This window comes from Mesorhizobium sp. B2-1-3 (assembly GCF_006442495.1).
In the GTDB taxonomy this organism is placed as follows: domain Bacteria; phylum Pseudomonadota; class Alphaproteobacteria; order Rhizobiales; family Rhizobiaceae; genus Mesorhizobium.
Map to the genome: position 1 here is coordinate 421,563 of NZ_VFWL01000003.1, position 13,406 is coordinate 434,968.

Annotated in this window: 10 protein-coding genes and 1 pseudogene; 5 read left to right on the plus strand and 6 right to left on the minus strand. The window is 57.3% G+C overall.

What is annotated here, in order from left to right:
* Positions 1–696 precede the first annotated feature (696 nt).
* Positions 697–1,596 (plus strand): class I SAM-dependent methyltransferase, encoded by a 900-nt coding sequence (locus FJ973_RS09195; RefSeq protein WP_224656190.1) that lies wholly within the window; start codon positions 697–699, stop codon positions 1,594–1,596.
* 542 nt (positions 1,597–2,138) lie between these two features.
* Positions 2,139–4,760, plus strand: coding sequence for an EAL domain-containing protein (locus FJ973_RS09200; protein ID WP_246675841.1), 2,622 nt, complete (start codon positions 2,139–2,141; stop codon positions 4,758–4,760).
* 708 nt (positions 4,761–5,468) lie between these two features.
* Here FJ973_RS09200 and FJ973_RS09205 read toward each other — a convergent pair.
* Positions 5,469–5,681: a hypothetical protein gene (locus FJ973_RS09205; protein ID WP_224646616.1), complete on the minus strand. Its 213-nt coding sequence runs from the start codon at positions 5,679–5,681 to the stop codon at positions 5,469–5,471.
* Positions 5,682–5,826: 145 nt separating this feature from the next.
* On the opposite strand from FJ973_RS09205, the gene FJ973_RS30845 reads away from it, so the two are divergent.
* Together FJ973_RS30845 and FJ973_RS09210 are read left to right on the plus strand one after the other, a co-directional pair.
* Positions 5,827–5,997: a hypothetical protein gene (locus FJ973_RS30845; protein ID WP_181165432.1), complete on the plus strand. Its 171-nt coding sequence runs from the start codon at positions 5,827–5,829 to the stop codon at positions 5,995–5,997.
* A gap of 383 nt (positions 5,998–6,380) precedes the next feature.
* On the plus strand, positions 6,381–6,602 hold the full coding sequence (locus FJ973_RS09210) for a DUF768 domain-containing protein (RefSeq protein ID WP_140523490.1): 222 nt from the start codon (positions 6,381–6,383) through the stop codon (positions 6,600–6,602).
* Positions 6,603–6,844: 242 nt separating this feature from the next.
* Here the strand turns inward: FJ973_RS09210 and FJ973_RS09215 are convergent.
* The 5 genes and pseudogenes from FJ973_RS09215 to FJ973_RS09235 all read right to left on the minus strand — a co-directional run.
* Positions 6,845–7,043: pseudogene (locus FJ973_RS09215) on the minus strand (transposase); the annotation flags it as partial.
* Positions 7,044–7,059: 16 nt separating this feature from the next.
* Positions 7,060–7,521, minus strand: coding sequence for an EF-hand domain-containing protein (locus FJ973_RS09220; RefSeq protein WP_140523369.1), 462 nt, complete (start codon positions 7,519–7,521; stop codon positions 7,060–7,062).
* A 933-nt stretch (positions 7,522–8,454) separates the two neighbouring features.
* Positions 8,455–8,952, minus strand: a complete 498-nt coding sequence (locus tag FJ973_RS09225) for a response regulator (protein WP_224702955.1) — start codon at positions 8,950–8,952, stop codon at positions 8,455–8,457.
* Complete coding sequence (locus FJ973_RS09230) at positions 8,927–11,608, minus strand: PAS domain S-box protein (protein WP_140523372.1); 2,682 nt, start codon at positions 11,606–11,608, stop codon at positions 8,927–8,929. Before FJ973_RS09230 ends, FJ973_RS09225 begins: the two co-directional genes overlap by 26 nt.
* A 365-nt stretch (positions 11,609–11,973) precedes the next feature.
* Complete coding sequence (locus FJ973_RS09235) at positions 11,974–12,732, minus strand: Crp/Fnr family transcriptional regulator (protein WP_224656184.1); 759 nt, start codon at positions 12,730–12,732, stop codon at positions 11,974–11,976.
* A 315-nt stretch (positions 12,733–13,047) separates the two neighbouring features.
* Between FJ973_RS09235 and FJ973_RS30850 the strand changes: the two genes are divergently transcribed.
* Positions 13,048–13,239 (plus strand): hypothetical protein, encoded by a 192-nt coding sequence (locus FJ973_RS30850; RefSeq protein ID WP_140567522.1) that lies wholly within the window; start codon positions 13,048–13,050, stop codon positions 13,237–13,239.
* The last annotated feature ends 167 nt before the right edge of the window (positions 13,240–13,406 follow it).

The window sequence follows — 13,406 nt, forward strand, 5'->3', positions numbered from 1 at the left end:
GATGCGCATGCCGCCGTGGGGCGTGCCAGGGTAGAGGTTGGTAGCCGCGGGGACGAACTGGGCTCGCGTTGCGGAACCGGGGTTCGTGTTCCCGAGACGACATGCTGAGTGCAAGTTCCGGGGATGCTGCCGACTTTCTCGGCCCCCCAGAAGGCGAAGACCGCAGCCTTCGCGTGGTTCCTGCTGTCGGATGCTGCTGCAGATGTGACCGGCAGGCAATACGTGGTCGATGGCGAGTTAACGATGCTGTAAACCGCGATCGCCGTTGGAGCTCTGGTAGCGTGGGCTGATCGACGGGCGGCGAGAACCGTGCCTACGCTGCCCGTTCAGATCCGAGCACTTCCGTTGCCGACTTGCCGAAATCGATCATGTGATGCTCGTTGGCATGAGGGGCACTCAGATGGGCTGTTGATGAGGCAAACCGACCCGATCCGATCAGGTCCGCGCGGGTCGTCGCAGACGAGCGGAAACTGTTCCCTCGTTAAGCATGCAGCTGGCGCTCTCTTCCGAGCTTGCAGAACTACTGCCAGGCGAGCGGTCGGCAACTGCCTGCATCATCATCAACTCAGTTCGAGCAACCTACACCTTCCCTCAGACCCCGCCGCTGTCTCCGCGATTATAGGCTTCGCGAACTGGCACATCGTCCGCCGACCTCAGATTGACGCACGGCCCTTTCGCTGCAAAGATATTAAGCATTTGTTTACCAAGCATCAGCAAGCGCTGACGATCGGAGGGGGTGTGGAATCGTTTCTGGGTACGAACCGCCTTAATTGGGATGATCGGGCCGAACTGCATTCGACTGACACAACGGGCAGCTACCAGATCGAAAACGTGCTGGCAGGGGGATCCAATCTCTATGAGCTTGAGACGAGCGAGCTCGGTAATATTGTCGGCAAGGATATCATCCATCTACAATGTCACATTGGGCTCGACACGATCAGCTTGAAAAATCTCGGCGCGCGCAGCGTGACCGGCCTCGACTTTTCACCGACTGCCATCGCCGCTGCGCGGGATTTCGCTTCCAAGGCAGGCACTGATGTGCGCTTCGTGGAAGCGCCGCTATTCGAGGCAGTCGAAGCGCTTGGCCGGACCTTTGACGTCGCTTACGTGACTTGGGGTTCGGTAAACTGGCTCGACGACGTGGGCCGGTGGGCGCGAGTGGTTGCCGATCTCCTGCGACCCGGCGGTCGGCTCTATATGGCTGAGGGCCATCCGTTAATGTTCCAGTGTGATCGCAAGGCCGCGGCACTCGAGTTGAAGCACGACTGGCGAACACCCATAGCTCAGCCGCTCGCCTGGAACGAGGAACTTACCTATACCGGCGACGACCGGCGCTTGAAGCATCCTCGCTACTATGAGTGGATTCATCCCATCAGCGATGTCGTGAACGCCCTGATTTCAGCTGGGCTCACGCTCGATTTTCTGAATGAGCATGACACGGTTTCGTGGCAGCACTTTTCATTTGCGGTGAGGGCCGGCAAGAATATGTACGGCTTGCCAAAGAACTCTCCCAGGATTCCGATGGCCTATTCCATCGGCGCGACGAAGCGGAGCGTCGGTATGATCCCATATCTCGCTGCTCCTAAATCCATGTGACGGTATGATCCCGCTTAAACGACTGTCGCCTGCGATCAGGATTCTTTCCGAGCACAGGGCTCTTGCTACGACGCGCAGTCGAAGGCACCCGCCTGCCGAGCACCGGCTGGTCGGGCTTTCGACGGCGATCTGGTTTGCTAGGCGAACGCCCTCAGCTTGAGCGTAGCCGTTTCTAAATCTTGCGTATAGGCCAGCCGCGCCGTGTAGCGCGGCTTGTAAGGGGTTGGCAGCAGCCCAGGTTCGTGCCGTTTGTAGCCGTTTCGCCTGTCTTCTCTGATTGCGGTCAGGGCAGGTGACGAAGTCGCTTGTCGACGATTCCCATCAATATCAGTGTTGTCATCGGTGTCGTCGGCAGCGTGAAAACGTCGAGGGGACCGGCGTCGACCCGAGATGACATCACCGTCGGAAGTGCAAAGTTTTCAGAAGTGTGAAGTCTAAAATTAAGCAATCAACGCTAGTATTGTAGCACGAGTCCATCCGAACACCGGAACCACACAGGGAGTTCGACCCCATTGCCCCTTTTCGGCGCTAGGTTCGGCGGGATGAAGGATGCCGTTTTTTCTTCGGTGAATATTCCGGCCGCCATGGCGGTCTTGGTTATTGCCATCAGCGCAGCGTATGCGGACCATCAAAACAAAATCGTTTCGGACCAAGCCGCCCGCGCGGATGTCCTGGTCAAGGTAAATCTAATTCGCGCCAAGCTAGAAGGTAACATCAGCGGAAACCTCCAACTTGTGCATGGACTGGTCGCGACGGTCGTGACGGAACCCTATATGGGACAGCAACGCTTTGCTTCTCTCGCGAGAAACCTGTTCAGCGAAAACTCACAATTGAACAACATTGCCGGCGCGCCCGATCTGGTCGTTTCCTTGTTGTATCCGCTGAAGGGCAACGAGAAGGCGATGGGCCTCGACTACCGCAAGGATGATTGGCAACGCAAGGCCGCGCTAAGGGCGCGAGACGAGCGCAAGTTGATTCTTGCCGGCCCCGTCGACCTGAAGCAAGGAGGCCAGGGCTTCATCGGCCGTTTTCCGGTTTTCGTGTCGAGTGCGGGCAACAGTGAAAGATTTTGGGGCATCATATCCGCGGTCGTCGATGTGCAGCGCCTTTACAAGGCGAGCGGCCTGTTTGACGATGATCTCGGGATTGATATCGCGCTCATAGGGAAAGATGCCCTTGGCCCAAGCGGAGTTCAATTTTTTGGCTCTGCAGACATCCGCAAAAGCAATCCGGTGACGGCCGAAGTTCTGCTTCCGTCCGGTTCGTGGCAGATCGCAGCCGTCCCCAAAAACGGCTGGCCTTCGACCCCCAGCAACGCTTGGCTCTTGCGTACCATCATGGCCGCGGCCGGGGCGCTGATCCTGATCCCATTCCTGGTAGCAGGTCGGCTGCTTAGTGAAAGGCAGCGCAATTATACGGAACTGCGTCGATTGTCCCGACGCCTAGAACTTGCTCTGGAGGCGTCAGCCATTGGCGTTTGGGAACATGATCTCGCGACCAATGACCTGTCGTGGGATGATCGCGTGAACGAAATATATGGCAAGCCCAGCGATGGAGGTCCTCGCGGCTATTCGGATTGGGCGGGCGCAATTCACCCCCTGGATCTGGCCCGCGCCAACGCAGATTTCAACAGTGCTGTGGCCAGCGGCGGAACATATTCGTCGGAGTACCGGATTGTCCGTCCAGGTGGTGAAATTCGTTACGTCCGATCCAAGGCCACCATATACCAAGCCCCAAACGAGACGCCCAAGATGATTGGCGCGGAATGGGATGTAACGGCCGACGTCCTGCTCAACAGCGACCTGGTTCGCGCAAAACAGCTGTCGGAGACGAAAAATGCAGAACTCGAGTCTGCCAAGGCGCGCATAGAGCATATCGCACTTCACGACTCTCTGACGGGTTTGCCCAACCGTCGTTACCTCGACCAGGTACTGAAAGACTTCGTAGCAAAAGCTAGGCGAGACTGCGGTCATGTGGGCCTGCTTCACATCGACCTCGATCGGTTCAAGCACATCAATGATACACTTGGCCACGCCGCGGGTGACGCGATGCTGGTTCACGCATCTACCGTGCTGCGATCCAAGGTAGGGGAGGGCGGCTTCGTCGCTCGTATTGGCGGCGACGAATTCGTGGTCCTGTGCACTGTGCAGCATACTAAGCAACTGGGGCTGCTGGCTGACGACATCATCAGCAAGATGAGCGAACCTGTTTACTACCACGGCCACCGCTGCCGCTTTGGTGCTAGCGTGGGGATTGCAGTCGAGAACGACAATGACATCGAAGGCAAGCATCTGCTGGTGAATGCCGACATCGCGCTTTACCAGGCAAAGACGCGTGGGCGCAACCGATATGATTTCTTCACCGAGGTGATGCAAAGCGAGATCGTCGACACGAAGCGGATTGCCGACGAAGTTCTCGGCGGCCTGGAGCGCAATGAGTTCATAGCCTTCTACCAGCCTCAATTTAATGCAAAAACCCTCGAAATCGTCGGCGTCGAGGCGCTTGCGCGATGGAGACACCCAAAGCGGGGAATTTTAGCGCCGGATGCCTTCCTAAGGATTGCCGACGAGTTAAATGTCGTCTCGATGATCGATCGATCCATACTGAATCAATCACTTTCAGATTTTGCAAAGTGGTCCAATGCAAATCTCCATATACCACGGGTATCGGTCAACGTTTCCGCGCGACGTCTTCATGACGAAAAACTCATAAAGAGCTTAAGGAAATTAGATATCAAAAAGGGAACGGTTTCGTTCGAGCTTGTTGAGTCTATTTTCCTGGATGGCAGCGATGATTTGATTGCATGGAACGTCAATCAAATAAAGGAACTCGGCATCGATATAGAGATAGATGATTTCGGCACGGGCTATGCCTCTATAGTCAGCCTGCTCAAGCTACAGCCCCGCCGGTTGAAAATAGATCGGCAGCTGATCATTCCAATCGTCAAATCTCCGCAACGAAGGCAGGTTGTGTCGTCGATCATTGAGATCGGCAAGTCCCTGGGTATCGAGATTATAGCAGAAGGTGTCGAGACGATGCAGCACGCACGGATGCTTGGAGATTTGGGCTGCGACATACTGCAAGGCTATGCCTTCGGCCATGCGTTGGATTCCGAGGGACTACAACTCTTTGTTCGGTCTCGGCGCCTGCGCGCAGTCAGCTAAGTGTCAGACGCGGCCCGGGTTAAATCGGCGGGCGATATCCAACAATGCTGCGCCATAGCTTTAACCCTATCGACCAGTTTGCCGGCAATTGGGATCACCGGATCCAGCGCGGGTGGCGGTTTTCCTCAGTGGACCCACGACAGGCTGAACAGGGCCGGGCTGTGGCAATGCGGGCGTCCACCCGCGTCTATAAAAGAGCTTCTGGCATCTCCAGACGGGGACGCTGGGCCCTTTTCAATGCCTTTCCCGATATCCGCCAGCAAATTGCCGAAAACCCGGAACTCTAGCCGCATCCGAGTGTGCGGGTTCGCGCCACCCCGCTTGCGCCGTGATGTAATCGGCGTCGACCAGATTGCAGGGCTCCTCAGTTTGCGTAGGCGGCAGCCTTTCGCCTCTTTTGCAACGAGCAGGTTCTGGCGGTCATTGCTTCTGATCCGACAATAATCCGCGTAGTTCGATAGTTAATCCGCGGGCATCGATGGCACGCCGTCCATGTTCTGGCGTCAGGTCGGGTGATGCGCGGCGATAGAGCTTCGTGTTGGCCGCGCTACTTCTCATCGGGGGATGCCTTCGCTGCCAGCGAGCGCGGCTCCTTCGGCCATTCCCAATCAGTTCCAGGAGTATGTCCTTGCCGTTCTCCAAACGGATTCCAGACGGCCAGGACGCGCGGTCAAACGGCCTCCTACCTCGCCCTTTATTCACGCCGCTTCATTGAGCTTTGGGCTTAATCAGGTCGCGAAAAACATCAAACCAGAAAAGAAAATCGGCCGTCCGCCCAGCGAAATGTGCTTCCATGGCGCAGTAGACCACTGCCGTTGCCGCGTCTGGGCCATAGAGTTCCCGGGCCGCACTTGCAGCAGCAACTAGGTCGGCGGTATCCGAAAGCATTAGGTCGCGAGTTGCGTCGATCCTTGAAGTCATTTGGTAGTTCTGTGGCGGTGATGCGTCTCGTCAAGAAGGGCGGCCCAAATTCGTCAATACAATCCGCCCGCTTGCTCCGGCCGGCGGTTTTTTTTGCCTGGCGAAACCAAACCAGCGCTGCCACGTTCGGCCGTAGGAGGTTTCGATGGAAGATGACGGCAGCGAACGCGAAGACGAGGGCATGCGGCTTCTTGCTCGGCGGCTGGCTAAAGAAGTCGGCATCTCGGAACGCCAGGCGCGTGACCTGATCAAGCTCATCGGCCCCGATTGGAATTCATTGCTGCGGGAGGCGAGGTTTTTGAGAGACCGCAACTAGGGACGTCAGGTGTTCAAGCAATACGCGGTTCGCGGCCAGAAATCGCCGGTATGCCGACGCGAGCAAATCGCCAGGCGTGCTGTTCTCACTGACCCGGCCTTAGCACCTCCTGCAGGTCGGAGCCGAAGGCTGAAAAAGGCGGTTCTTTCGCTGGAGTGAAAAATTGAATGTGTGGCAGCCATGGCAAGTTATTTTCCGCGAAACGGGATTAGCGGAACCTAAGATCTCCCCGCAGCTTGTTGCGGAATGGACGATCGAACCAAGCCTGAAAAGGTGGTGCCTCCGCCGCCGCCCGGATGGCAGAACGGCAGGGGCATTTTGATAGCGGTCTCAGCGGTTGTGGTTGGGGCTTGCGCGCTGTTCATCTGGTGGTTGTTTTCTCGATGAGCACGCGTGGAACCAACTTCCTTCACAAATGGATATCAAGCAACGTCCCGGAAACAGTCGGGGCGGATGTCACCTCGGTTGCCCAACTCACCCAGAAGCTTTTTTCGGATGCGAAAGCGGCTGGCATCAGCAGCACAGAAATCGAGGAAGATACCGTCAGTTTGTACAACGCAATCCTCGACGCAATAGTACCCCATGAGGCCGGCATGGCGGATTGAGGGGAACGTCCGAATCTCTCCGCCTCATCGCCTGATCAGCCGTCCTTGCCGCTCGCGGTTCAAGCACCTGTGACCGGGCTTCTCATGCCAAAAGAGAGCTGCCGCAGGCCGCGCATGGCCACCTCCCGCCGCAGGTCAGGTGAACAAATGGTCCTCTTCGCGGCCATGTTCCCGGGACTTGGCGGGCCGAGACCGGACAGCTTTGGCGCCCGCGCAATTTTTCTGCCTCAAGCGTGTCGCGATTAATCGGCCTCATATCCGGCCGCTTTGAAGAAGTTTCTGCATTCGGCTGGCTCGAACAGGTGGCAGATATCGCCGAGAGCCTCGCAAAGCGTGTCGAAGGTTCTGGCCGCCTTCTTTCGCAGGTGCGCCTTGAGTTTTGAGTAGGCCATCTCGATCGGGTTGAGGTCGGGCGAGTATGGCGGCCAGGAACAGGAGCCAGGCGCCCCTTTGGGCGCTACTGCATGTCTCCACCTCCACGACCCTGTGAGAAGGATTGAATCTCCTCGAGGTCAATCCTGCCATCGCCGTTCTCGTCGACGGCGTCAAATATCCGCCCGATCACATCCTGGATCTCGCTGTGCGAAAGGGCTCCATCGCCGTCGGCGTCCATTATCGCAAACATTATTTGCATACGGGCAAAGTACATCATGCGGGGCCCCATGCGATCAGCCTTTCGAGATATCCTGCCCGCCTCGCGAGGCCCTTGTGCGATGTCCCGGTGCCAACCTTTGCGGTGCGGAGGTCCTCCTTCGGGACCGCCATCTCCCTGCAGCTTTTCCTGCAACATCTCGTCTATCATCTGGCGCATCATTTCACGCGTCTGGTCGTCGATATGTCCGGTGGGGCCGGGGGGCGGCGTGGATCCAGACTGCTGCGTTGGCAGCTTAAGGTCCGGTGTCCCGCTCGTCTGGGCCATCGCCGGCAAGCTCAACAAAACCAAAGCAGCGGCAAACTGCCGCCGGCCCGCATTGCGCTTTCATCGGCTTCTCCTTCCTTGGATGGTTGTGCCAAACTTCGGCGTTCACGGCCAAACTTGCTCCTCAAACTTTGGTTCCGATTCGCACGCTCGGCTAGCAGCCGAGCCGGATGCGTCGGTCCTTTCCGACTGACGGTCCGCGACGTTCAGGTCGGGCAGCGGGAGCACCTTCGCTTGCGTCTGGAAAGCGGTCGTCGATGGCATCCGTTCAAGAAGAGCGGCTCCGTGCCGAACGGCCCCGAGCTCTAACTGCCGACCGAAAAAGCGCCGGTCAGGAGGAGGGCGAGCAGTCCTGGAGCAGACATCGCCGAGAGACGGGCAGGACATCGAACGCGCATAGCCGGTGTGCAGCCTCTCCAGCGATCTATGGTAGTCGCGCCACCACGGGCCGATATTGACGGTCGGGAGATTGGCTAACCCACTCTGCGACGTCCATCGTAAGGTGTCCTTCCATGCGGGCGTGTTTGCGTGCACGATGTCGAGACAGCGTTTGGCGGCTTCGCCGAAGAAGCTCACATCGGAAATCCCTGCGACATACTCCGAGTAGCCAATCGCGCTGCCGTGGTGTGCCGATGCCCTTCGGCAGTTCCATGGCCACGGCCCGAAGCCGGACTTCGGTCGAAGTGACGGAGAGATTTGTCGGCACTATGGTATCTAACCAAACCCGGTATGATTGCAGGCCCATGCTATTGGCCTGATACCAGGCCTCCTGGGTTGTCAGGCCAGGCAAAATGGATCCGGTGGTCTGTATGCGTACAGTCGCAATCGATCAGCCGGCCAGCTTGGAGCGTACCAATTCGCGATAGCAACGAAGATTACGTCCGTTAATTTCAAAGCCAGGGCTTCGCCAGCACTGGCTGCCGGCTGTGACGCTCAGCCTTTGTTGTCGAGCTCCTGCAAACCGTTTTGGATGGCTTCGATGAGCATCGCCGTAGAGTAGGGTTTCTGAACCCAGCCGAGTGGTCTTGCCGCTTCGGCTCGAAGCTTTACGTCGCGGTCAGCGTGCGCGGTTGCGAAGATGCACCGTATGCCGAAGTCCCGGTAGAGTTCCAACGCTGCGTCAATTCCGTCCCGCTTGCCAAGCAAGCGGATATCCATCAGGGCAATCGCAGGCTGAGCCGAGCGCGCAATTATGATCGCCTCCTCGGCTGTGCTGGCTATCCCAGCCAACACAAAACCGGCATCGCTAAGACTAGCCTCGACATCGAGGGCTATGAGGTAGTCGTCTTCGACGATCATGATGCATGGTTTGCCGGAAATTCTCGCTTCTGCTCCAATCCCATCATCTCTGGAGAAAACCAACTGAGGTCTGAATGGCTGGTTCGACTCCCCCGTTCGGCCTGTCTCAAACATTGCCGTTTTTAAGGTCAAAGCCGTTCTCCCCGGGAGCCTGAGAAAAAATCACGATGCAACGAGACGGATCTCGCTCAACTTCGAAAATCCCACCAATCTGTCGCGCCAACCCCTCAACCAACCGCAAACCTGACGAGGAAGGACGCACCGCCCTCAGATCGAAACCTGAACCTTCATCCTCTACCGTCAACACCTGCTTTTGACCGTGCTGCTTGATCCCAACCCGAATGATGCTTGCCTTGCCCGCAGATCCATGTTTGACGGCATTGACCAAAAGCTCATTGAGTATGAGCGCAAGCGGCATCGCGATATCGTTGGGCAACTGGATGGGATCGGCGTCGCAAATGAGTTGGACGTTCGCTGGAAACACCTGCTTTGTCGTTTCGCAAATGGCCCCGAGAAAAAGTGGCGCGCTGAAATTGGATGCGTCTGGGGTGTCGTAGAGAACACGTTGAGCCGCAGCCATGGTTGCCACTCGCTTGCTCGCCTCGTCGAGCGTCTTGCGAGCCTCCGAATTTTGACTGGTCCTGGCCGCTACCGAAAGCAAGGACTTCAACATCATCATGTTGTTCTTAACGCGATGGTTGAGTTCGTTAAGCAGGATCCGCTGTTGTGTCTCAGCTTGCTTGCGCTCGCTGACGTCGACCAGCATGTTGATGCCGCCGACAATTGCTCCAGCTGCATCCCGCATCGGCGTCGGATAGGGAATGAATGGAATCCGCGTGCCGTCCGGCCGCTCGGCAATCGCCTCAACTCCCCGGACCGGCCGCCCTTCACGAAGGGAAACAGCCATTGGACACTGGTCGTGAGGAAGTGGCGTTCCATCTGGCCAATAGAGCTTCCAGGTGACGCACCATTCATCACTGCCGATCACCGGCGTGCGGCCGGCGAGTTCGACCGCTGCCTCATTGAAATAGGTGATCTTGCCTTGCTCATCGGTCGTGTAGATTGCAGCAGGGATGGCCGCGAGAAGATCCTGAAGGTGACGTTCACTGTCGCGCACCTTTGCTTCCGCAATTTTCTGCGCAGTTATATCCCGGGCAATTTTGGAGGCGCCAACGATACGGCCCGCTGCGTCTCGGACAGGCGATATAGTCAGAGAAATGTCCACTAGCGACCCATCCTTGTGGCGCCGGACTGTTTCGAAATGATCGACAATTTCGCCCTTGCGTATTCGACCCAGGATGAGCGGCTCCTCTTGCAGCCGATCCGGAGGGATGATGATCGTGATCGGCTTGCCGAGCACTTCCGAGGCCGAATAGCCGAACAGGCGCTCAGCCCCGCGATTCCATGTCAAAATGATCCCATTCAAATCCTTGCTGACGATCGCGTCATGGGAAGACTCCACGATTGCTGCCAGCCTTTGAGCAGCAATTTCGCCCTTTATGCGTTCGATACCGAAACCGAGCTGACGAGCGATGGTCCGACCCGTTTCAATCTGCTGTTCCGAGTGCTCTTGAGGCTGGTCGAAGTAGGCCATGAATTTGCCCAGAAGCCGTCCACCTTGTGTGATCGGAATGAAGTAGACCGCACCAATGCCCTCAGTCTGGATCGCTTGTTTCAATTCTTCCGGCAAATCCGCTTGGTGTGCATCGTCAACACAGATCGGCTGCGGATCTTGGCTCTCCGCTGACCAAGGCGAGTGTCCTTCCACCGCTACGCGGTAAGTGTCGGACAGGCCACGCCAAGCCACAAACTTCATGCGCCCGTTTTTATCCAACAGCAATATCGAAGCACGCTGGCATTGGAGCGCACGTTGGATTGCATCGAGCGCCGGCGCATACACATCCTCTTGCGTGCGCGCATGCTGCAGCATTTCGGTGAATCGATGTATCGCACCCTGTTCCTCGGCACGTTTGGCAAGCGCCGCCTCAACCCGCTTGCGCTCGCTGATATCGTGCTGGACACGTACAGCGTATCGAAATGACCCGTCGCAGTCATGAACGCTCGACGAATTCACAACAGCCCAAAAAACTGATCCATTCTTGCGAACAAATCGCTTTTCAAGTGTGTAGCTGTCGATCTCGCCAGCCACTTGCCGTCGATACTGCTCGCGATCTGCTTCAGCATCGGCGGGAAAGGTGCGGTCAAAAATCGATCGTCCAATCAGCTCATCCTGCGTGTAGCCCAAAAGGTCACACAGATGGGAATTTACCCGCAGCAGTTGGCCTTCGGCGTTTGCTTCCACAATACCAGCGGCAGCGTTCTCATAGGTGATGGCAAGGCGCCGCTCCTGTTCGCGGATAAGCTCCTGCGCCTTGACCGTTTCAGTCACATCGATGGTGATGCAGCGGGTATTGAGGAAGCGGTCACCCAATGCGCGAACGTTGGAGGTTATCTCCACCCAGCGGGTCGAGCCATCTTTGGCACGCAGCCGGGCGCGGTGGTTTTTAAGTTCCTCCCGCCGGGACAGGCGGTCCAATATGTCTCCAATAGCAACCTGATCTGCGTGGAAATCGCGAATGTTGCGGCCTACATATTCGTCGGCCGTGAATCCCAACATTTGCAATTCCGCGCGATTGGCACGCAGGATGGTGCCATCTTTCCCGACGAAGTGAAGTGCGATGGCGGCATTCTCGAAGAAATCCTCAAACTCATTGGTGAGTATCGGATCGGGAACCTCCGAGAGAGAGGCTACCTCGTCGACTTGAGCAGGAAGAATCCCTTGCTTCATTTGGCACCCCGTCCCCACAAGCCCCTTCGAACGCTTGTGGGGATGAAAAGTTCCAAACTGACCGCTTTAATCGGCGCCAGACGCATCAGATCCCTTAGCCCAAGATGCATGAACACCGCGGATCACGTGCTTGAGGGCCGCCCGGATAGGTTCAATTGCAGCAGAGGAGCCTGAAGAAAATCGCCTGCCGTGCGGCCGAAGCACTATCCGTTAGCACGATTGTGCACGGGCCGAGGTGGTTGAGGAGTGCGTCGGCAATTTGCCCGTTGGGGTCCTCCACCTGCCTCTCAAGCCGAGCGTGCCGTGCGCCATTGCTTGGGCCATCATTGCTGCTGGGAGGTGACGAAGCACGCGAGTAAAAGTCTCTATCGCGGCTCTTTGCGAAGGTTGAGATAAGTCGCGTCGAACTCGGCGGCTCGCACCAAGCGATCCCAGTTCGTGATGGTCACGACCTTACGCTGCCAGGTGATAAGGCCAGCACGGCGCAATGCCATAAGCGTCCGATTGAGATGGACAATCGACAGCCCCACCGTATCCGCCAGCATGCTTTGCGTGACAGGAAATTCGAATGACCATTCCCGGGTCAAGCCGACGACCTCCATACGCAGGAACATCTCGCAAATGATGTGCGCCAGGTGGGCCTCTGCGGACCGGCGCCCGAGGCACGCGATCCAAACCCTCTGAATGGCGGCATCCACCGCCAATACCGTTGTCAGCACGCGGAACAGATGCTGGTGGGTCTCAGTGATCCGATGCAGCGTATCATGCCCGATGAACGCCATGCGAGTTGGCGCCAAAGCAACGACGTTGTGGTCCATAACGTGCAACAGGAATGCATGCAGATCAACGAAGTCGCCTGGAATGTGGAGGGCCGTTATCTGACGCCTGCCGTCGGCGAAGGTGACATTTCTTCCCGTGATCCCCGAGACGATAACGCAGCTCTCCTTGGGTTCGGAGTGCTCCACGACGATTTCGTCGTCGACTTCGTAGTCACGCACGCGCCAGGGGCCGTCCTTAAGTACTGCCCGGTCTTGGGCCGTGAGATCGTCCCGTCGTTCCAGCACCTTGAACAACACGGAGAGATCGAAACCTGATCTGTTCGGCAGTATCGTCTCACCTGGCAAGGGGTTACCTCCTTAATATCGAGCGGGCTCAAAAGCTCAGGTCAGGTTGTATCGCGTGCCATACCTCGCCCCATCACTTGGAAGTAGTCACGTTCCGAGAATCGCCGAGTGTCGGACCATTAGGATGGTACGACTGTCCGCGGGTCGAAGGCGGCAAGCTAGCGATCCATTTCTTCGCGCGGACATCAGAGTGGTGTCACCGCGCGCTCGCCCGCGTGCTGCACACCACCACGCCAGCGAAGACGAGCTACATCTCCCCTCATGATCTCCACCTAAAGAACGTAAAGCTGCACGACGCCGAAGGTTCCGCCACACATGAAGAAGGCTTCATATCTGCCGTGGAACGACACCTTCACGCCAGCGCATCCGACCATCGTCGCCAAGTTCCGGCTTCGTCCAAAACTGTGGCCGCCCAAGATGTCGGATCAGCTTGCGGCAAAACCCTTCAAGCACGTTCGCGAGCTTGGCCCAAGAATGGGAACCCGCGTTGCAGTCGAAAGTTCTTGATGATGGCAAATCACCCGATCACGAGCGTGCTCACCTCAATTGGCACGTTGACCTCTCGGCCGGCAGCATTCCTGGTGCTGCTGGCTTACACGGCCCTTTGGCTATTTCTCGACAGGGCGAGTTTGAACTGGCACGGCGCGGCGACCCTGTTCACCTGGGCCATGACA